Annotated in this window: 19 protein-coding genes, 1 tRNA gene and 1 riboswitch; of the genes, 7 read left to right on the top strand and 13 right to left on the bottom strand. The window is 59.2% G+C overall.

What is annotated here, in order from left to right; genetic code table 11:
* Positions 1 to 60: 60 nt before the first annotated feature.
* The 7 genes from B5F98_RS03830 to hprK all read right to left on the bottom strand — a co-directional run bounded on the left by B5F98_RS03830 (position 61) and on the right by hprK (position 7,938).
* Positions 61 to 969: a cell wall hydrolase gene (locus tag B5F98_RS03830; protein ID WP_158099771.1), complete on the bottom strand. Its 909-nt coding sequence runs from the start codon at positions 967 to 969 to the stop codon at positions 61 to 63.
* A 409-nt stretch (positions 970 to 1,378) separates the two neighbouring features.
* Positions 1,379 to 1,470 (bottom strand) — tRNA-Ser (locus tag B5F98_RS03825).
* Between the two features lie 77 nt (positions 1,471 to 1,547).
* Positions 1,548 to 2,912, bottom strand: a complete 1,365-nt coding sequence (locus tag B5F98_RS03820) for a sodium:alanine symporter family protein (RefSeq protein WP_087369687.1) — start codon at positions 2,910 to 2,912, stop codon at positions 1,548 to 1,550.
* A 60-nt stretch (positions 2,913 to 2,972) separates the two neighbouring features.
* Positions 2,973 to 3,497, bottom strand: a complete 525-nt coding sequence (locus B5F98_RS03815) for a folate family ECF transporter S component (RefSeq protein WP_087369685.1) — start codon at positions 3,495 to 3,497, stop codon at positions 2,973 to 2,975.
* On the bottom strand, positions 3,494 to 4,792 hold the full coding sequence (locus tag B5F98_RS03810; RefSeq protein ID WP_087369683.1) for a folylpolyglutamate synthase/dihydrofolate synthase family protein: 1,299 nt from the start codon (positions 4,790 to 4,792) through the stop codon (positions 3,494 to 3,496). Before B5F98_RS03810 ends, B5F98_RS03815 begins: the two co-directional genes overlap by 4 nt.
* A 74-nt stretch (positions 4,793 to 4,866) precedes the next feature.
* Positions 4,867 to 5,003: riboswitch (THF riboswitch) on the bottom strand.
* An 86-nt stretch (positions 5,004 to 5,089) separates the two neighbouring features.
* Complete coding sequence (gene glmS / locus B5F98_RS03805) at positions 5,090 to 6,919, bottom strand: glutamine--fructose-6-phosphate transaminase (isomerizing) (protein ID WP_087228939.1); 1,830 nt, start codon at positions 6,917 to 6,919, stop codon at positions 5,090 to 5,092.
* Between the two features lie 71 nt (positions 6,920 to 6,990).
* Complete coding sequence (hprK, locus tag B5F98_RS03800) at positions 6,991 to 7,938, bottom strand: HPr(Ser) kinase/phosphatase (protein ID WP_087369681.1); 948 nt, start codon at positions 7,936 to 7,938, stop codon at positions 6,991 to 6,993.
* 166 nt (positions 7,939 to 8,104) lie between these two features.
* Here hprK and rpmB point away from each other — a divergent pair, with 166 nt between their 5' ends.
* Complete coding sequence (gene rpmB, locus B5F98_RS03795; protein ID WP_087228945.1) at positions 8,105 to 8,293, top strand: 50S ribosomal protein L28; 189 nt, start codon at positions 8,105 to 8,107, stop codon at positions 8,291 to 8,293.
* A 70-nt stretch (positions 8,294 to 8,363) separates the two neighbouring features.
* Here rpmB and B5F98_RS03790 read toward each other — a convergent pair whose 3' ends face one another.
* From B5F98_RS03790 to B5F98_RS03765, 6 genes are all read right to left on the bottom strand, one after another.
* Positions 8,364 to 8,552: a hypothetical protein gene (locus B5F98_RS03790; protein WP_087369679.1), complete on the bottom strand. Its 189-nt coding sequence runs from the start codon at positions 8,550 to 8,552 to the stop codon at positions 8,364 to 8,366.
* A gap of 106 nt (positions 8,553 to 8,658) precedes the next feature.
* Positions 8,659 to 9,666, bottom strand: coding sequence for an NAD(P)H-dependent glycerol-3-phosphate dehydrogenase (locus tag B5F98_RS03785; RefSeq protein ID WP_087369677.1), 1,008 nt, complete (start codon positions 9,664 to 9,666; stop codon positions 8,659 to 8,661).
* Entirely contained in the window at positions 9,663 to 10,553 is an 891-nt protein-coding gene (locus B5F98_RS03780; RefSeq protein WP_087369675.1) for a glycerol-3-phosphate acyltransferase, read from the bottom strand. Before B5F98_RS03780 ends, B5F98_RS03785 begins: the two co-directional genes overlap by 4 nt.
* A gap of 3 nt (positions 10,554 to 10,556) precedes the next feature.
* On the bottom strand, positions 10,557 to 11,885 hold the full coding sequence (der, locus tag B5F98_RS03775) for a ribosome biogenesis GTPase Der (RefSeq protein ID WP_087228970.1): 1,329 nt from the start codon (positions 11,883 to 11,885) through the stop codon (positions 10,557 to 10,559).
* A gap of 187 nt (positions 11,886 to 12,072) precedes the next feature.
* On the bottom strand, positions 12,073 to 12,252 hold the full coding sequence (gene rpmF, locus B5F98_RS03770; RefSeq protein WP_087228973.1) for a 50S ribosomal protein L32: 180 nt from the start codon (positions 12,250 to 12,252) through the stop codon (positions 12,073 to 12,075).
* Between the two features lie 47 nt (positions 12,253 to 12,299).
* The gene (locus B5F98_RS03765) at positions 12,300 to 12,803 is read right to left on the bottom strand and encodes a DUF177 domain-containing protein (RefSeq protein ID WP_087228977.1); all 504 of its coding nucleotides are present in this window, start codon (positions 12,801 to 12,803) and stop codon (positions 12,300 to 12,302) included.
* 147 nt (positions 12,804 to 12,950) lie between these two features.
* Between B5F98_RS03765 and B5F98_RS03760 the strand changes: the two genes are divergently transcribed.
* The 6 genes from B5F98_RS03760 (at position 12,951) to B5F98_RS03735 (ending at position 18,933) form a co-directional block, all read left to right on the top strand.
* Entirely contained in the window at positions 12,951 to 13,937 is a 987-nt protein-coding gene (locus tag B5F98_RS03760; RefSeq protein WP_087369673.1) for an RluA family pseudouridine synthase, read from the top strand.
* 240 nt (positions 13,938 to 14,177) lie between these two features.
* Positions 14,178 to 15,368, top strand: a complete 1,191-nt coding sequence (locus B5F98_RS03755) for an ABC transporter ATP-binding protein (RefSeq protein WP_087369670.1) — start codon at positions 14,178 to 14,180, stop codon at positions 15,366 to 15,368.
* Entirely contained in the window at positions 15,358 to 16,212 is an 855-nt protein-coding gene (locus B5F98_RS03750; protein WP_087228986.1) for an ABC transporter permease, read from the top strand. Before B5F98_RS03755 ends, B5F98_RS03750 begins: the two co-directional genes overlap by 11 nt.
* On the top strand, positions 16,209 to 17,096 hold the full coding sequence (locus B5F98_RS03745) for an ABC transporter permease (protein WP_087228990.1): 888 nt from the start codon (positions 16,209 to 16,211) through the stop codon (positions 17,094 to 17,096). Before B5F98_RS03750 ends, B5F98_RS03745 begins: the two co-directional genes overlap by 4 nt.
* 24 nt (positions 17,097 to 17,120) lie before the next feature.
* Positions 17,121 to 18,242 (top strand): ABC transporter substrate-binding protein, encoded by a 1,122-nt coding sequence (locus tag B5F98_RS03740; protein WP_087369668.1) that lies wholly within the window; start codon positions 17,121 to 17,123, stop codon positions 18,240 to 18,242.
* 298 nt (positions 18,243 to 18,540) lie between these two features.
* Positions 18,541 to 18,933: a thioesterase family protein gene (locus B5F98_RS03735; RefSeq protein ID WP_087369666.1), complete on the top strand. Its 393-nt coding sequence runs from the start codon at positions 18,541 to 18,543 to the stop codon at positions 18,931 to 18,933.
* The last annotated feature ends 108 nt before the right edge of the window (positions 18,934 to 19,041 follow it).

The following is a 19,041-nucleotide window of genomic DNA, read 5'->3' as shown; positions in this document are numbered from 1 at the left end:
CTTTTTTCGATTTTTTGAAAAAATTTTGTGCCCCCCAAATTGGGGGGCACAGGACACTCGTTAGGCATAGAAGGAGTGGCCGCCAATGGTGGCCACATAGGCACGGTTCCGGGAGGCGTAGCAGTCCAGGCCTGCCCGGTTGAAGAACAGAGCGTTATCCAGCACCACCGCTCCGTCCAGCACCAGCTTGGCTGCCACCACGCTCTCCCAGTTGGGATCGCGGTGAATGGAGCCGCTGGAGGCAGGGCTAAACTGATTCTTCTGGAAAATCACGCCCTCCACCGTGTTGGGGAACTTGTAGCTGGCCACGCGGTTCATCACCACGTTGCCCACTGCGATCTTCCCCGCCATAGGTTGATTGCCGCTCTCCGAATAGATGATGTGGGAGAGCCAATAGAGATCATTGCTGTTGTAATAGGAACTGCCAGGGGTGATATAGCCCTGGCCCTCCTGGGTGTACAGGCGGATGTACCCGGTGGCATCGTCCCGAACCAGCTTCAGGTTCAGAATCTCAGCCAGGGTATCCACGGGAATCGCCAGATCCCCGTTCAGGTTCACCACACCCTGGTCCAGATAGAGATAGCGGTCGTTGGCCACCACGTAACAGGCGCCGTCGTACACCGACATCTGCAGAGTCTCCTGGGTCGCCGGGTCGGTGGCGGACACGGACACACCGCCGTCCACCTGCTCCACCACAGCCTGGGGCTGGGCGGCGGCCAGGAAAGATTTCACGGTTACGTAACACTCTCCCCCGATCATCTCACGCCCCACGTTCAACAGTGCGACGGAGTCAAGATACAGGCCAATGCCCTGGGGGTGCTGGATGTTCTCTGCGGCCTGCCGGGCCACGATCGCCTCGGCAGAAACCACGGCCATCAGTTCATCTGCGCTGCCCAACTGCTCGACGACAGCGGGCTCAGAAACCTGAGGCTGAACTGCTTTACTGGGCTGGATCAATGTGCATGCCATGAGTGTCGCCAGCATTGCGCTGGTCACCTTCACATTCATTCAATCGCTCCTTGTTTCAATTTGTTGTCAAATTGTAACCGTATTGTAACCCATTTTAAACCGCTTTGCAACCCTTTTGCTCCGTCATTTTGACTAAACATCTCGCCCATTTCAGGCAACATACACACATATCATCTAAATTTTGACCATATTTTCCCGTTTTTGTGCGTTTTGCACACAAAAATATAGAGAACGATTTTCCGGGTCAGGACCCGCTCCAGGCTGGTCTCTGAGCCACAAAAAGAAACGGTGGAAGCAGCCAAGAAAAGACTGCTTCCACCAGGGGCATCGTTCCGTTCCATCCCAGTGACCTTTGAGGTAGTCCGTGTCGGAAAAAAGGAAAACCCCGAACGCAAAACGTTCGGGGTTTTGGCGGAGTGGGAGGGATTCGAACCCTCGGACGGTTTTTGGCCGTCACACGATTTCCAATCGTGCTCGTTATGACCTCTTCGATACCACTCCGTGTGGCCTCTGTCGGGTCAACGAAGGTCATTATACCAGATTCTCCGCCAATGTCAACACCTTTTTTCAAATTCTTTTTATTTTTTCTTCAGCCACTCGTTTAGGGTGCGCAGCACCACTGGAGACAGCAGCAACAGGGTGGCCAGATTGGGTATGGCCAACAGGCCGTTACACAGGTCCACCAACTCCCACACCGCCGCCAAGTCTCCCACAGCCCCCGCCACCACGCACAGGGGAAACACCACATGGTACACCCCCAACACCAGGGGCGACTTGGTGAGGGTCTCCACCCCCCGATGCCCGTAGTAGCCCGCCCCCACCAGGGAGGTAAAGGCAAAGAGGGTCAGGCTCACCGTCACCATCCACTCCCCTGCCTTTCCCCACAGAGAGGCAAAGGCGGAGGCGGCCAGGTTGCTGCCCAGCATTTCCCGGGGAATCTCCCCGGCGGCTATCATCTCCTGGGCCGCCAGCGGGTCATACACCCCAGACGTAAGGATGACCAGGGATGTCACCGTGCAAATGACCAGGGTGGCAAAGAACACCTCGAAGATGCCCCACATCCCCTGCTTGCCTGGGTGCTCCACCTGGGCGCAGGCGTGGGCCATGGCGGACATGCCCACCCCCGCCTCGTTGCTGAACACCCCCCGGGCCAATCCGTAGCGCAGGGCAAGGCCTATGGAGTAGCCCCCCACCACTGCCTTGGGGGCAAAGGCATAGGTGACAATCTGCTCCATCACCTGGGGGAGCTTCTGGGCGTTGACGGCAATCACCCCTACCCCGCCGCCGATGAAGATCACCGCCATCACCGGCACCAGTAGCTGGCTGAGCCGGGACACCCGGCGGATGCCCCCCATGAGCACCACCGACACCACCACTGCCAGCACCACTCCCACCACTTTCGGGGAAAGCCCCACGGACCGCTCCAGCGCGGTGGCGATGGAATTGGCCTGGGCCAGGTTGCCCCCCACCAGAGTCTCCGCCACGCACAGCAGAGCGTACACACAGCCCAGCCACCGCAGTTTCAGTCCCAGTTGGATGTAAGTCATGGGTCCACCCCGCCACTGGCCCTTCTCGTCCTTTTCCCGGTATTGAATGGCCAGGATTTTCTCTGCGCACCCGGTCATCATCCCCAGCAGGGCGGACATCCACATCCAGAACACTGTCCCCGGACCGCCGAAGAAGATGGCCGCCGCCACCCCCGCCACCGAGCCGGTGCCGATGGTGGCCGCCAAGGCCGTGGACAGAGCTTGCAGCTGGGTGACGCCCCCCTGCTCCGCCTTTTGCCGTTGAAACAGTGCCACCACCGTGTGCTTCCACCACACTGGCAGACCGAAGATCTGGAAGAACCCTGTGCGCAGGGAGTAGTACAGCCCCACCGCCAGAAAGCCCACCAACAGCGGACCGCCCCAGAGCACGCCGCTGATTTGGGATAAAAAAGCCATGTCCACACACCTCCTATCCAAGAAGGTATGCGGACATGGTATCCATTATGAAATTTGAGGTTACGCCACGCCACGTCTGTGGGACAGGTCGGCGTACCGCTCCACCGGGCGCTGCATGAGCCGGATGATGATAAACTGTACCGGAGCCATCACCGCAGCCTGCACCACACGGGCGCCCGCCACGGCCCAATAGGGGTTATCCGTGAGCATGTGTCCCCACAGGGCCGCCAGGAAGATTCCAATGACCACGTGGTTGAACACCAGCGCCAGGGCCAGCTGCCACCACTTTCTCCGCCCCTCTTTCAGGGCCATGCCCAGAGCCACCCCGTGGAGGGCATTGTTTAAGGTGTAGCCGGGGAAATAGGGGCCGATGGGAAAGAGGATGGCGCCCAGCAGGTCCGCCAAGGCTCCCATGACGCCGCCCCAGACCGGACCAAACAGGGCGCCGCAAACCGCCAGGGGCACAAAGGCAAAGCTAAACTTGGTGATGGGGGTGGCGATGGAGAAGAAGCGGGACAGCACCACCTCCATGGCCAGCAAAACGGCCACTTGGGCCAAGATCAGAACCGAAAACTTTTTATTCATGACAAATCTCCCTTTTTCGACAATACACAGGTGCGAATCTCTCCCACAGAGTACAGAGAGCCCAGGGCGCACACCAGCCCGTCCGCGACCGCCAGCTCCATGGCTTGCTCCACCCCCTGGGAGATGGAGGCGGCAGCATAGGCCGGCTTTCCGTAGGCCGTCAGTTCGTGGGCCAGAGTTTCAGCGTCCAGCGCCCGAGGGCTGGGGGGCGTGATGGTGACAAAGGCCTGGGCCAACGGGGCCACCAGCTCGCACAGCCTCGCCCGGTCCTTGTCCTCCAGCACTCCCATGAGGAGCACCGGGGCTTTTCCCGGGAAATAGCGGGTGAGGTTGTCCGCCACGGTGGCGGCGCACTGGGGGTTGTGCCCCCCATCCACCACAAACCAGGGGTTACGGGACAGGACTTCAAATCGGCCGGGCCAGCGCACCCGCTCCAGCCCCTGGGCCAAAGCCTGGGCCGAGACGGGATACTTGGCGGAAATGGCCTCCAGGGTGGCGAGCACCACAGCGCCGTTGTGGCGCTGGTTGTCCCCCAGCAGAGGGACAAAGAGGGACTGCCCCTTCCAGCTCCACCACTGCCCCTCCGGGCTCTCCCGGTTCAGGACCACATCCTGGGCGCGGGCAATGGTGAGGGAGGCCCCATGGGCCTGACAGGTCTCACGCACCACCTGGGTAACGCTCTCTTTCTGCTCATAGAGGACGACAGGACAGCCGTCTTTGATGACTGCCGCCTTCTCAGTGGCAATGGCCTCCACGGTATTGCCCAGCTGGGCGGTGTGGTCCAGGCCGATGTTGGTGATGACCACCGCCTGGGGAGCGGGGATGGCGTTGGTGGAGTCCAGGCGGCCACCCATGCCAGCCTCCAGCACCACGATGTCACAGCCCCGACGGCGGAAGAACTCCAGGGCCACACAGGTCACCAGCTCAAACTCCGTGGGGTGCTCCTCCATCTGGTCGGCCAGCCCTCCCACCCAGGACGTGATGGCGGCCAGCTCGTCTCCGGTGATCTCCTCCCCGTTCACCGTCATCCGCTCTTCAAAGTGGTGGATGTAGGGGGAAGTGTACAGGCCCGTGGTATAGCCAGCGGCGGTGAGCACCGAGGCCAGCATGGCCGCCGTGGAGCCCTTGCCGTTGGTGCCCACAACGTGAATGAACTGGAGCTTCTGCTCCGGGTTGCCCATGGCAGCCAGCAGCTGCCGGGTGCGAGAAAGGCCGGGGCGGCTGCCCAGCCAGGAAAAGGAGTGGATATACTCCACTGCCTGTGCCCCTGTGGTCAGGGGCGGGTGTTTGTCCATAAAAATACCTCCTTTGCACGGGCAGCCCGGAAACGGGAACGCCGCACAAAGGAGGGACAATGGCTCCGCTATGCGGCAGCGGGATGCGGTGGGCACACTGCAAGCCTGGGGGGATCTCCCCTCGTGCTATTCGTCCGGCGGACAACTCCCCGTCCCGCCGGCACTGTCTCCCCCATCAAGGGAAGCATAACACGTGCGCACCTACTCTGCCTGTTTGTCTGTCAGTGTACTCCTCTGCCCCGAAAATTGCAAGACAAATTTTCACCCCCGGCCATAAGGCCGAGGGTGAACGGAGTTTTATTCCACGGTAACCGACTTGGCCAGATTTCTGGGTTTGTCGATATCACAGCCCCGATGCAGGGCCACATAGTAGGCAAACAGCTGGAGGGGCACCACGCCCAGGGAGGGCAGCAGCATGGGGTGGGTGTCGGGGATGAGCATCATGCCGTTGGCCACTTCCTCCATCCGCTGGGCATGGCTGGCGGTGGTGAGGGCCAGCACGTCCGCTCCACGGCTCTTCACCTCCACCACATTGCTCAACGCTTTGTCAAAGAGGGCCCCGTAGGTGCCCACCGCCACCACCAGGGTGCCGTCCTCAATCAGGGAGATGGTGCCGTGCTTCAGCTCTCCGGCGGCGTAGGCCTCGGAGTGGATGTAGGAGATCTCCTTGAGCTTCAGCGACCCCTCCAGGCCCAGGGCATAGTCCACGTTGCGCCCCATGAAGAAGATGGACTCGTGGTTGAAGTACTGGGAGGCCAGATACTGGATCTGGCTTTTCTGGGCCAGCACCTCCTCCATCTGGGCGGGGAGCAGGAGCATCTGGCCCAAAATGTCCCGGTACTCCTCCGTCTCAATGGTGCCCAGTCGCCGGGCAAAGTACAGCCCCAACAGGTTGAGCACCGCCAGCTGGGTACTATACGCCTTGGTGGTGGCCACGGCGATCTCCGGCCCGGCCCAGGTGTACAGCACCACATCAGACTCCCGGGCGATGGAGGAGCCCACCACATTGACGATGGCCAGCACCTTGGCCCCCAGACGTTTGGCCTCCCGCAGAGCGGCCATGGTGTCCAGGGTCTCGCCGGACTGGCTGATGACCACCACCAGGGTGTGCTCATCCACAATGGGCTCCATGTATCGGAACTCGGAGGCCAGGGCCACCTCCACGGGCTTGCGCAGCAGCCGCTCCAGGTGGTACTTGCCCACCATGCCCACATGGTAGGAGGAGCCGCAGGCCACAATGTACAGCTTTTGGAGGTCTCGGATCTCCTCATCGGTGAGGGCGAAGTCCTCCAGGTACACCTCCCCGTCCTGAATGCGGGGGAAGATGGTGCGGCGCAGCGCCTCGGGCTGCTCCATGATCTCCTTGGCCATGAAGTGCTCGTAGCCGCCCTTTTCGGCGGCGTCCACCTCCCAGTCCACCCGGGCGACCTCCTTGGTGATGGGCTGGAGCAGGCTGTTGTAGCACTGGATGCCCTGGGCGGTGAGCACCGCCACCTCCCCGTCCTCCATATAGATGACGTCCCGGGTGTGGCGGAGAATGGCGGTGACGTCAGAGGCCAGGAAGTTGGACTCCTCCCCCAGCCCCAAAATCAGGGGGCTGTCCTTGCGCACGGCGATGAGCTGGTCGGGCTGGTCGCAGCACAGGATGCCCAGGGCATAGGCGCCCTCAATGCGGTGGAGCACCCGGCCCACCGCCGCCAGCAGATCCCCCTCATAGAAGTATTCCACCAGCTGGGCCACCACCTCGCTGTCCGTCTCGGAGACAAAGGGCACCCCCTTGGCCTGGAGGAAGCTTTTGAGCTGGGCATAGTTTTCGATGATGCCGTTGTGCACCACCGCAATCTTGCCGCTGTGGCTGACATGGGGGTGGGAGTTGGTGTCCGAGGGCGCCCCGTGGGTGGCCCAACGGGTGTGACCGATGCCGATGGTGCCCGGAATGGCACGTCCGCCCTGGATCATGTCCGAGAGTACCTGCAAACGTCCCTTGGACTTGGCCACCCGCACCTGTCCGTCATGGTATACCGCCACTCCGGCGGAGTCATACCCTCGGTATTCCAGGCGGGACAGGCCGTCCAACAAAATGGGCGCCGCCTGCTCCCTCCCCACATATCCTACAATTCCACACATATCGCTTCCTCCTTATATAAATTCCTGAAAAGCAGACACAACGCCCGGAAAGGCGTTGTGTCCAGGTGTCCTCATCGGTCCGAAGAGAGCTGACCATCAATGTGGGCATCAATGCGCTGGGTAAACTCCAGCGCCGCATTGTGGCCCATCTTCTTGTTACGGTTATTCATGGCCGCCACCTCCAAGATGACCGCCAGATTCCGTCCCGGCTTAACAGGAATGGTGAGGGTGGGCAGCTGCACGCCCATCAGCTCTGTGAAAAACTCGTCGGCACCCAGGCGGTCATACATGGCCCCGTCCTGCCAGTTCTCCAGCTTCACCAGCATGTCGATGTTGGTCTCGAACTTGACGGCGGACATACCGAACAGGCGGCGGACATCCACCACGCCAATGCCTCGCAGCTCCATATAGTGGCGAATGAGCTCGGGGGCGGTGCCCACCAGGCGGTTGTTGAAGCCCCGGCGAATTTCCACCGCATCGTCGGCAATGAGGCGGTGGCCCCGCTTGATGAGCTCAATGGCGGTCTCGCTCTTGCCCACGCCGGACTCGCCCATGAGCAGCACGCCCTCGCCGTACACCTCCACCAGCACGCCGTGGCGGGTGATGGTGGGAGACAGCGCCACCCGCAGGTAGGCGATGAGGGTGCTCATGAAATCCGCCGTATTCTCCTTGGTGCGCAGCAGAACCTGGTCGTACTTCTTGGCCGACCCCATGCACTCCGGGTACGGCTCCAGGCCCCGGGCGATAATCACCGCCGGGGTGTGATAGGAAAACAGCTGGTCAAAGCGCTCCATGCGCTCCTCTGCCGTGCGCTCCTGCAAGTAAGACCACTCCACCAGGCCCAGCAGCTGCATACGCTCCCGGTCAAAGTAGTCGAAATAACCCGTCATCTGGAGGCCGGGACGGTTCACGTCCTGGATGGAGATTTGGCGGTCCCGGTAGCCCTCCGGGCCGTACAGCACCTCAAGATGAAACTGGTCAATGATGGTGCCCAAACGAATGGTAGGCCCTTTTCCCATGATTTCACGCCCTTTCCTCGCGTTTTGTTCCTTTATTTTACCACAAAGCCCCAACGAAAAAAATACTTCTTTTTGAAAAATGCCCCTTGATTTTCTCTTAAGTTTCTGGTAAGATATCGTAGTTATCGTATGAATGTAATTCCAACCAGCGAGGAGGTTTGTAGATATGGCCAAATGTGAGTTTTGTGGTAAGGGCGTGAACTTCGGCATCCAGGTTTCTCACTCCCACCGCCGCTCCAACCGTCCCTGGAAGCCCAACGTCAAGCGCGTCAAGGCTGTGGTGGACGGCACCCCCAAGCACGTCTATGTGTGCACCCGCTGCCTCCGTTCCGGCAAGGTCACCCGTGCTGTGTAATTCCATACACTCATGACTCAAAGCCCTGTACCGCATGGTACAGGGCTTTCGTCGTTGTATGGGGAGTTTGTCAGCGGGGATATCTCTGGAGCATCTCCGCTTTGAGCTGCTCCCAGGCTTCCACGACTTCGGGAGAGGTTCCAAAGAATTCGTTGTCCCGGCCCTGGGTGTAGGTCACGCCAGACTCCCAGTCTCCCGTATATACCACCGGGACATTCTCGATGTGATCATAGCAAAACACCGGGGACATAAAGTCCACCCAGCTGCCCTCTCCTGCACATCCAGGAAGTTTTGAGGATACAAAACAGAGCCCGGAGAGATGGTTTCATCTCTCCGGGCTCTGTTTCATTCTCGCATCAAAAACGTTACAGCCAGATCTCTTCCAGCTCCAGTTCGGAGCGGCGCTCCCGCACCATGAGCTGGCCCAGAATTACATGGGGGTCCTTTCCCTCATAGAGCACCTGATAGGCGCCCTCGGCGATGGGCATTTCCACGCCCATCTTATGGGCCAGTTGGCGGGCGGAGGCGGCGGCATAATAGCCCTCCACCACCGTGCCGTCTTTGCCACCCACGGCCTCGGCCACGGGAGTCCCCTTGCCGATGGCAATGCCCGCCCGGCAGTTGCGGGAGTGCATGGAGGTACAGGTGACAATGAGGTCGCCCAGGCCGGACAGCCCGGCGAAGGTCTCCTTGTTGGCCCCCATGGCCACACCCAGGCGAGCCATCTCGGTGAGGGCCCGGGTCATGATGAGAGCCTTGGTGTTGTCTCCGTAGCCCATGCCCACACAGCAGCCGGTGCACAGGGCCACCACGTTTTTCAGGGCCGCCCCGATCTCCACCCCCAGAATGTCCGGGGAGGTGTACAGGCGCATGTTGCGGTTCATGAAGATGTCCTGGGCCAGAAGCGCTGCCTCCTTGTTCTCCGAGGCCACCACCACACCGGTGGGCAGCCCACGGGCCACCTCTTCGGCATGGGAGGGACCGGAGAGCACCACCACAGGGCAGTTGGGGATTTCCTCCTCAATGACCTGGTGGAGCAGCAGACAGCTGTCTTTTTCAATGCCCTTGGCCACGCTCACCAGCACGGTGCCCGCCTGGAGATAGGGGGCAATCTGCTTGGAAGTGGCCCGCACGGCAAAGGAGGGGGTGGCCAGGACCACCACCTGGCTTTGGGTCAGGACGTTCAGGTCACAGGTCAGCTCCAGCTCCTGGGGCAACTTCACCCCAGGGAGCACGGGATTCTCCCGGCTCTCCTGCATCTCTTGGCATTTCTCCGCTCGGCGGCACCACATGGACACCTGGTGTCCATTTTCCAGCAGCACCAGAGCCAGGGCCGTTCCCCAGCCGCCGCTGCCTACCACGGTGATGTTCATGCCTCACCCTCCTGAAGCTTCTTTTCTTCTTGGTCGTCGGACACTTCCTCAGCCGATTCCTCCTGTGTGGAAGATTCCTCCTCCTGCTCGGAGTTCTCCTCTTCCACCTGGTCGGCATGTTCTTCCTCGGCAGGCTCCTGATCGGCGGAAGTCTCAGGCTCATCCTGCTCCTCCACCGTCTCCCCTATCTCTTCCGAGGGGTCAGGCGCTTCCGCCTCCGCTTCCTTTTTCTTGTGCAGGGCGAACTTGGACTCGGTGCCCTGGACGATGCGCACCATATTGCCCCGGTGTTTCCACAAAATCAGGCCGCCGATGATGACCGCCAGCACGGCGATGAGCTCATCCTGGTAGACAAACCAGGTGACAAAGGGGAAAGACAGTCCGGCCCAGCAGGAGCCCAGGGACACGTATCGGGTGGCAATGGCCAGGATGAGGAAGCCGCCCCACACCACCAGGGCCACCCGCCAGTCCATCATCAGGGCGATGGTACCGCCGGACAGAATGCCCTTACCGCCCCGGAACTGGAAGGTCACCGGGAACATGTGGCCCAGCAGGCAAAAGAGGCCCGCCCAGTACTTGCTCAGGGTGATGAGCTCGGGGGAGATGGAGCCCGCAATCCACATGGCAAACAGCACCGCCACCACGGCCTTCACGGCGTCCGAGAGGATGACCACCAGGGTCAAGGGGCCGCCGAAGGTGCGGTAGAAGTTGGTCAGACCTGCGTTTCCGCTGCCGTGGTTGCGCACGTCGTCCCGGAGGATGTACCGGGACACCACCACGGCCCCGTTGAAGCAGCCCAAAAAGTAGGCCAGCACTGCAATGCCCACCGCCGCCAGGGCCAGCCAGCCCCCGGACACATGGGCAGAGTCCAACACATAGTTCAGCACGACTTACTCCTCCTTATCACCCTTTTGCCGGATGGTGATGCGCACCGGAGTGCCCACCAGTCCGAAGGTGGCACGAATTTGGTTCTCGATATAACGCTGATAGGAAAAGTGGAACAGCTTGGCATCGTTGCAGAAAATGACGAAGTGGGGAGGCTTGACGCCCACCTGGGTCATATAGTAGATCTTCAGGCGGCGGCCCTTGTCCGTGGGGGGCTGCACCCGGGTCTGGGCATCGGCCAGCACCGAGTTGAGCACACCGGTGGGGATGCGCATGGTGGCCTGGTTGACCACGTTCTGGATGACCTGGAACAGGCGGTCCACCCGCTGGCCCGTCATGGCGGAGATAAACAGGATGGGAGCGTAGGTCATATAGGACAGATCCCGGCGCACTTCTTCCTCCATGCGCTTCATGGTCTTGTCGTCCTTCTCGATGGCGTCCCACTTGTTGACCACGATGATACAGGCCTTGCCCGCCTCGTGAGCCAGGCCTGCCACCTTGGTGTCCTGCTCGGTGACACCCTCCTGGGCGTCGATCATAATGAGGCACACATCGCTGCGCTCAATGGCCATGGTGGCCCGGAGCACCGAGAACTTCTCGATGCGGTCGTCCACCTTGGACTTCTTGCGCATACCGGCGGTGTCGATGATGAGGTACTTGCCCGTCTCATTTTCAAAGTAGCTGTCCACGGCATCCCGGGTGGTGCCCGCCACGTTGGAGACGATGACCCGCTCCTGGCCCAGAATCCGGTTGGTGAGGGAGGACTTGCCCACGTTGGGCTTGCCGATGATGGCCACCTTCACCACATCGTCGTCCTCCTCTTCGTCCTCCTCGGGGGGGAAGTAGGACAGGCAGGCATCCAGCAGGTCGCCGGTGCCATGGCCGTGGACGGCGGAAATGGGATAGGGGTCACCTAGCCCTAAGTTATAGAACTCGTAGATGTCCGGGTTGGTAGGTCCGGTGGAGTCCATCTTGTTCACCGCCAGAATTACCGGCTTCTTGGAGCGCTGGAGCATACCAGCCACCTCCTGGTCGGCGGCGGTCATGCCGGTGCGGATGTCGCAGACAAAGATGATCACCGTGGCCGACTCAATGGCAATCTCCGCCTGGAGACGCATAAAGGACAGAATCTCGTTGTCGGTGCCGGGCTCAATGCCGCCGGTATCCACCAGATCGAAGGTGCGGCCCAGCCACTCGGCCTGGGCGTAGAGGCGGTCGCGGGTGACGCCGGGAGTGTCTTCCACGATGGACAGGCGCTTTCCCGTCAGCTTATTAAACAGCATGGACTTACCCACGTTGGGGCGGCCCACAATGGCCACCAATGGTCTCGCCATGAAAATCCCTCCTTACTCGAAAAGATCAGATTATTTTATATTGTTAACAGTCAGTATATCAAACTTTACAGACTATGAAAAGCAAATTTTGACAAAACCAGGCTTTTCAGCCCTTTCACCAGAAAAGTACGTAAAAGAGGCTGTCGCAAAGCGCACTTTGCAACAGCCTCTTTTTCATCACAGGCGATCACTCGCTCACAGTAACCTCACGACCATTGTAGGTCATGCAGTTCTTGCAGACGCGGTGAGGCAGGCGGACAGCACCGCACTTGGGGCAGGTGTTGACACCGGGAGTCTCCAGCTTCCACACGGAGCTGCGACGCTTGTTTCTGCGCTGCTTGGATACTTTACTCTTAGGGACGGCCATTTTGACACCTCCTTATCGGTCAATGTCCGCAGACATAACATTACAAATCATCCGTCCTGACCCAACAGCTGGGCCAGCTTGGACAGACGAGGATCAATCTCCTTCTTGCAACGGCAAGGCTCATGGTTCAGGTCTGCACCGCAGCCCGGACACAGCCCCTTGCAGTCTGGAGAGCAGAGATTCTTCGTGTCCATATTCAGGAGGAACACGTCACCCAGCAACTCCTCCAGATCCAGCTGCATCTCCCCATCCAGCAAAATGATATCATCATTTTCCTCGTCTTCCAATTCGGTAGCCAGCATGGACTCAAAGTCCACCGTCTTCTCCTTGGAAAAGGGTTGGGCGCAGCGGTCGCAAATGAGGGACAGGGTGGTTGCCATGCTGGCCTGGAGCAACAGCACCCCCGCCATATTCCGCACTCTGCCTTCCACAGTGACAGGTTGGGATACAGGGTGGTCTCCGTTCCACTCCAGCTGAGTTAGGTCCATCTGGAAGGAAAACGGAAGGGTGGCGCCCGGCTGACGGGCAATTTGCTTCAAATCCAGTTTCATCGGCACACCTCGCATAACGACACAAATGGTATTATACTCAAGAGTCTCCCACTTGTCAAATGGTTTCTTGATTTTTTCTCTCTTTTTTTTCACCAAAAATCATGGTACACTGGTGGCAGTATCTTGACAGTCCAGGAGTGATGGTGATTGAAGGAATTTACCATTGGAAAAAATGACGCCGGGCAGCGGTTGGACCGCTGGCTGGCCAAGACCGTGCCCCTCCTCCCCGCCCCGTTGGCCCAGAAGTACATCCGCCTCAAGCGGGTCAAGCGCAACGGCAAGGGCTCCAAGCGGGATGTGCGCCTGGAAGTGGGGGACGTATTACAATTATACATCAACGACGAGTTTTTTCAAACCCCAAATCGGGAAAATGCGTTCCTCTCCGTGTTCAAGCCCCAGTTGGACATTGTCTATGAGGACGAGCACATTCTCCTTTTAAACAAGCGCCCGGGTATGGTGGTGCACCCCGACGACCAGGAGCGGGTGAATACCCTGCTGACCCACATCCAGGCCTACCTCTATCAGAAGAAGGAGTGGTCCCCCTACTGGGAGAACTCCTTTGCTCCGGCCCTGTGCAACCGCATTGACCGCAACACCGGGGGCATCGTCATTGCCGCCAAGACCGCCGAGGCGCTGCGCATCATGAACCAGAAGATCAAGGACCGGGAGCTCACCAAACTGTACCTGTGTGTCATCCGGGGAGAGATGCGCCCCCGGAAGGGGGAACTGAAGGGCTTTATCCTCAAAGATGAGAACAAGGCCCAGGTGAAGGTGTACGACCACCCGGTCCCCGGGGGCAAGACCGCCCTTACCTTATATAATACCCTGGCAACCGAAGGCGGGCTGTCCCTGGTGGAATGCGATCTCATCACCGGGCGCACCCACCAGATTCGCGCCCAGTTCGCCGCCGCCGGTCATCCCCTGCTGGGGGACGGCAAGTATGGCCGGGAGCGGGACAACCGCCAGTTTGGCCGCAGCTATCAGGCCCTGTACTCCTACAAGCTGCGCTTTGAGTTTACCACTGACGGAGGATGCCTTTCCCATCTCAACGGCATGGAGTGGACAGTGCGGGACATTGACTTTGTCCCCCAGTATTTTCCCAAATTTGCCGCCCAGTGGTCGTCCCAGGATTGAGTTTCCACATTCCGCCATTCACCCCCACAGGCCGCCCCTTGGGCGGCCTGTTTTTTGACCGGAAATGGGGCTGTTTTTTTCAAAAACATGATTGACATTTCTCCATCGACATAATATAGTGTAACTCGCTATCCGTGAAACCCCGGGCCCAAATTGGGCTGTCCGCTGGAGGGCACTGGCCGGGACAAATATCGAGGGAGCTGACATTTTAGAAACAACCATAGAAATGAGGGAGGACACATGTCCAAGGAGCTGATCCGCCTGAAAGACTGCGTCATGGCCTACGACGATGGCGTGGTATTGGACCACATCAACCTGTATATCAATGATAAAGAGTTCCTCACGCTGCTGGGTCCCAGTGGGTGCGGCAAGACAACCACGCTTCGTATCATCGGCGGGTTTCTTACGCCTACCTCTGGGGATGTTTTATTTGACGGCGTGAGGATTAATCATGTCCCGCCCCACAAGCGGGAGGTGAATACCGTATTCCAGAAATACGCCCTGTTCCCCCACCTGAATGTGTATGAAAACGTGGCCTTTGGCCTGCGCTTGGGCAAAACCGTCACCAATGTGGTAAACGGCAAGTCCACCGCCAAGAAGGTGAAGATTCCCGAAAAGGAGATTCACCAGCGGGTGATGGAAATGCTGGAAATCGTCAACCTCAAGGGCTTTGAAAAGCGCTCCATCTCCGCCCTCTCCGGCGGTCAGCAGCAGCGGGTAGCCATCGCCCGAGCCCTGGTCAACCAGCCCAAGGTGCTGCTGTTGGACGAGCCTCTGGGCGCTTTGGACATGCGCCTGCGCAAGGACATGCAAAACGAGCTCAAGCGTATCCAGCAGGAGATGGGCATCACCTTCATCTACGTCACCCACGACCAGGAGGAAGCTCTGGCCATGAGCGACACCGTGGTGGTCATGGACGGCGGCCGCATCCAGCAGATCGGCACCCCCGAGGACATCTACAACGAGCCCAAAAACGCCTTTGTGGCCGACTTCATCGGGGAGTCCAACATCATCGACGGCATCATGCGGGCCGACGAGGTGGTGGAGATCTTCAACCGGAAGTTCCGCTGCCTGGACAAGGGCTTTGACAAGGACGAGCCGGTGGACGTGGTCATCCGCCCCGAGGACGTGGACATTGTGGCGGAGAACCAGGGCCAGCTCAAAGGCACCGTCACCTCTGTGACCTTTAAGGGCGTCCACTACGACACCATCGTGGACTTCTATGGCTTTAAGTGGCTCATTCAGACCACTGAATACCACCCCGTGGGCTCTGTCATCGGCATCCACCTGGACCCCGACTGCATCCACGTGATGAAAAAGAGCGAGTACTCCGGCATGTTCGGAGACTACTCCTCCTATTCCGAGGAATACGAAGAGATCGGCGATGCGGACTATGAGCCCGAGGAGGAGGAGAACGGGCATGAAGAATAAGCGTTCCCTCCTGGCCATCCCCTATGTGGGATGGATGGCCTTCTTTGTGGTGGCCCCCATCATCATGGTGGTGATTTACGCCTTCACCACCGCCGACTTCTCCTTTACCGGGGAGAACTTCACCCGCATGGGCACCTTTACGGTGATTTTCACCCGCTCCTTCAAGCTGGCCATCATCGCCACCTTGGTGTGTCTGCTCATTGGCTATCCCCTGTCCTATGCCATGGCCAAAGAGGGCAAGAGCTTCCAGCGGGTGGCCATGCTCCTCATCATGCTGCCCATGTGGGTCAACTTCCTGCTGCGCACCTACTCCATGATGTCCATCATGGAAAACAACGGTCTCATCAACCAGTTTTTTGCTGCCATTGGCCTGTTTGATCTCATCAACAACCTCTTTGGCACAGACATTCACTATTTTAAGATGATTGGCACCCAGGGCGCTGTGGTGGTGGGTATGGTGTACAACTATCTGCCCTTTATGGTGCTGCCCATCTATTCCACCCTCATCAAAATGGACAACACCCTGCTGGAGGCCGCCCAGGACCTGGGGGCCGACACCGCCACGGTGTTCCGCAAGGTCATCCTGCCCCTGTCCCTGCCCGGCATTCTCTCCGGCGTGACCATGGTGTTTGTCCCCTCTGTGTCCACCTTCGCCATCTCCCGGCTGTTGGGCGGCGGCATTCAGATGCTGCTGGGCGACCTCATCGAACAGCAGTTCTTGGGCGGCGCCTACAACCCACACCTGGGCTCGGCCATCGCCCTGGTGATGATGGTCATTGTGGTGGCCTGCATGTGGATAATGAATCGCTTCGGTGAGGGCGAAGAACAGGCGGTGATGCTATGAGTCTGAACAAAAAAAACAGCCTGGGCAACCGCATCCTCATCGGTGTGGTATTCTTCTTCCTCTATGCCCCCATTTTGCTGCTCATTTTCTACTCCTTCAACGCCGCAGACTCCAGCGTGGTCTGGAAGGGCTTCTCCCTGCGGTGGTATGCCAAGCTGTTCCAAAATCAGCTGATTATCAAGAGCGTGTACAACACCCTGCTGGTGTCGGTGCTGGCCACCCTCATTGCCACGGTGGTGGGCACCCTCAGCGCCATTGGCCTGTACTCCATGCGCCGGAAGTTCCGGGAGCCCCTGCTCACCATCAACAACATCCCCATGATGAACGCCGACATCGTCACCGGCGTGGCCATGTGCCTGTTCTTTGTGGCCGCCCTCAGCGGCTGGAACTACCTGGCCTCCCACTATCGACTCATCATCGACCTCTTCGGCACTCAGTACCGGGTCACCTTCCACCAGCTATCCCTGGGCTTTGGTACCCTGCTCATCGCCCATATCACCTTTAACATCCCCTATGTCATTCTCTCCGTGGCCCCCAAGCTGCGGCAGATGGACAAAAACCTGGTGGATGCCGCCCAGGACCTGGGCTGCACCTGGCCCCAGGCCTTCTTTAAGGTGATTTTGCCGGAGATCATGCCGGGTATTGTCTCCGGCGCCCTCATCGCCTTCACCATGAGTGTGGACGACTTCGTCATCTCCTACTTCACCGCCGGCTCCTCCACCTCCACCCTGGCCATGCAGATCTACTCCATGACCAAAAAGGGCGTTACCCCGGAGATCAACGCCGTGTCCACCATTCTCTTCGGGGTGGTGCTGGTGCTGCTGATCATCGTCAACGTCCGGGAAATTCGAGCGGAGAAGGCCGCCGCCAAGCGGGTCTATTGATTTTCATCGAGGAGGAATGAACCTTTGAAAAAGCTAGCCATTGCGGCTCTGGCCTGTGTGCTGGTGGGCGGCTTCTGCTTCTCCGCCTGTACCATTGAGCGCATTGACCCCGAGGCCGACAACAACACCGCCGCCACCAACACCGGCAAGCGGGTGCTCAACGTGTGCAACTGGGGCGAATATATCGACGAGGACCTCATCGCCCAGTTCCAGGAGGAGACGGGGATCACCGTCAACTACCAGACCGCTGAGAGCAACGAGTCCCTATATTCCCTGCTGAAAAACGGCGGCGCCAACTACGACGTCATCTGCCCCTCCGACTATATGATCTCCCAGCTCATTGAGGAGGACATGCTCCAGCCCCTGAACTACGACAACATCCCCAACTATTCCTATATTGGGGACCAGTTCAAGAACCTGGCCTTTGACCCCAACAACGAGTACACCGTCCCCTACACCTGGGGCACCCTGGGCATCATCTACAACAAGACCATGGTGGACGGCGAGATCACCAGCTGGTCCTCCCTGTACGATGACGCCAATCGTGGCAACGTGCTTCTCATCAACAACTCCCGGGACGCCTTTGGCAACGCCCTCATCTACCTGGGCTACTCGGTGAACACCACCAACGAGGACGAGATTCGTCAGGCGTACGACCTCATCGCCGATGCCACCCGCCGGGGCGTCTTCCAGGGCAAGGTGATGGACGAGGTGTTCAACAAGATGGAGCAGGGCAACGCCGCCATCGCCACCTACTACGCCGGCGACTACCTGTCCATGTATGAGAACAACTCCGACCTGGCCTACGTCATCCCCGAGGAGGGGGCCAACTGGTTTGTGGACGCCTGGTGCATTCTGAAAAATGCTCAGCATGTGTCTGAAGCGGAGGAGTGGATCAACTTTATGGCCTCCACCAACGCCTCTCTGTCCAACATGGACTATATCTGGTACGCCTCTCCCAACACCGAGGCACTGGAGAAGTACCCCAAGTACTACAAAGAGACCTACGGTGAGGAGCTGGACCCGGAGCTCTACGAGATCATGGCCCCCTCTGCCGACGTGCTGAAAAAGTGCGAGAACTACGTGGTGCTCCCCCAGGAGACCCGCGATCTGTACAACGATCTTTGGATTCAGCTGGGCCTTTAAGCTTCCCATAGAAGTCCATGGACTTCTATGGGAGGAGGCTTGCATGTGGGGTGGAACTCGATGTCTGACGAAAAAGTCATTCCACCCCACATGAGAAGTGTCATTTCCCCGGCACATGTCCGTGGAAATGACGCAATTTAGATTTTTCCGTCACCTGCGGGTGACGGAACTCTGCGAGGCCCCGAGCCAAGCAAAGTGCTCTTGATTTGGGCGGCGTCCGTTGGCGCCGCTCTTTTCTCTTGTCAAGAGAGTAAATTTCGGGTACACTGTGTCCAGACAACACAAAGGAGGAATCCCCATGTCCATTGAAGTCGGCCTCAAGGGCCGTTTTGAGTCCGTGGTCACCCCGGAGAAAACCGCCACTGCGGTGGGCTCCGGTCTGGTGCCCGTCTTTGCCACCCCCTATATGGTGGCCATGATGGAAAACGCCGCCTCGGACTCCCTCATCCCCTGCCTGGCTCCCGGTGAGAGCTCCGTGGGCACCCACCTGAACATCGCCCACTCCTCCGCCACCCCCGTGGGTATGAAGGTGTGGGCGGAGAGCGTGGTCACCGCTGTGGAGGGCCGCAAGGTCACCTTCGAGGTCCACGCCTACGATGAGCGGGGCGAGATCGGCTCCGGCGTCCACGAGCGCTTCATCATCCACGCAGAGAAGTTTATGGCCAAGACCCAGAGCAAGTTGGAAGGCTAACCCCACGCGGCGCCGCAAAGGTCCCCCCTTATGCGGCGCCGTTTTTTCTTGACTTTCTCCTACTTTTGTGCTAGGATAACTCTACCCCCCAGGGGGGTGTTATTCCAA

The sequence above is a fragment of the Pseudoflavonifractor sp. An44 genome (assembly GCF_002161675.1).
Lineage (GTDB): Bacteria > Bacillota > Clostridia > Oscillospirales > Oscillospiraceae > Enterenecus > Enterenecus faecium.
The sequence above is the reverse complement of the archived record's forward strand: the minus strand, read 5'-3'. Positions and strand labels throughout refer to the sequence as shown.

Excerpts from the sequence above, each read along its gene's own strand:
- B5F98_RS03830 (WP_158099771.1), bottom strand. The coding sequence starts at position 969 with ATGGCATGCACATTGATCCAGCCCAGTAAAGCAGTTCAGCCTCAGGTT.
- B5F98_RS03820 (WP_087369687.1), bottom strand. The coding sequence starts at position 2,912 with ATGGCTTTTTTATCCCAAATCAGCGGCGTGCTCTGGGGCGGTCCGCTG.
- B5F98_RS03815 (WP_087369685.1), bottom strand. The coding sequence starts at position 3,497 with ATGAATAAAAAGTTTTCGGTTCTGATCTTGGCCCAAGTGGCCGTTTTG.
- B5F98_RS03810 (WP_087369683.1), bottom strand. The coding sequence starts at position 4,792 with ATGGACAAACACCCGCCCCTGACCACAGGGGCACAGGCAGTGGAGTAT.
- glmS (WP_087228939.1), bottom strand. The coding sequence starts at position 6,919 with ATGTGTGGAATTGTAGGATATGTGGGGAGGGAGCAGGCGGCGCCCATT.
- hprK (WP_087369681.1), bottom strand. The coding sequence starts at position 7,938 with ATGGGAAAAGGGCCTACCATTCGTTTGGGCACCATCATTGACCAGTTT.
- rpmB (WP_087228945.1), top strand. The coding sequence starts at position 8,105 with ATGGCCAAATGTGAGTTTTGTGGTAAGGGCGTGAACTTCGGCATCCAG.
- B5F98_RS03785 (WP_087369677.1), bottom strand. The coding sequence starts at position 9,666 with ATGAACATCACCGTGGTAGGCAGCGGCGGCTGGGGAACGGCCCTGGCT.
- der (WP_087228970.1), bottom strand. The coding sequence starts at position 11,885 with ATGGCGAGACCATTGGTGGCCATTGTGGGCCGCCCCAACGTGGGTAAG.
- rpmF (WP_087228973.1), bottom strand. The coding sequence starts at position 12,252 with ATGGCCGTCCCTAAGAGTAAAGTATCCAAGCAGCGCAGAAACAAGCGT.
- B5F98_RS03765 (WP_087228977.1), bottom strand. The coding sequence starts at position 12,803 with ATGAAACTGGATTTGAAGCAAATTGCCCGTCAGCCGGGCGCCACCCTT.
- B5F98_RS03755 (WP_087369670.1), top strand. The coding sequence starts at position 14,178 with ATGTCCAAGGAGCTGATCCGCCTGAAAGACTGCGTCATGGCCTACGAC.
- B5F98_RS03750 (WP_087228986.1), top strand. The coding sequence starts at position 15,358 with ATGAAGAATAAGCGTTCCCTCCTGGCCATCCCCTATGTGGGATGGATG.
- B5F98_RS03745 (WP_087228990.1), top strand. The coding sequence starts at position 16,209 with ATGAGTCTGAACAAAAAAAACAGCCTGGGCAACCGCATCCTCATCGGT.
- B5F98_RS03735 (WP_087369666.1), top strand. The coding sequence starts at position 18,541 with ATGTCCATTGAAGTCGGCCTCAAGGGCCGTTTTGAGTCCGTGGTCACC.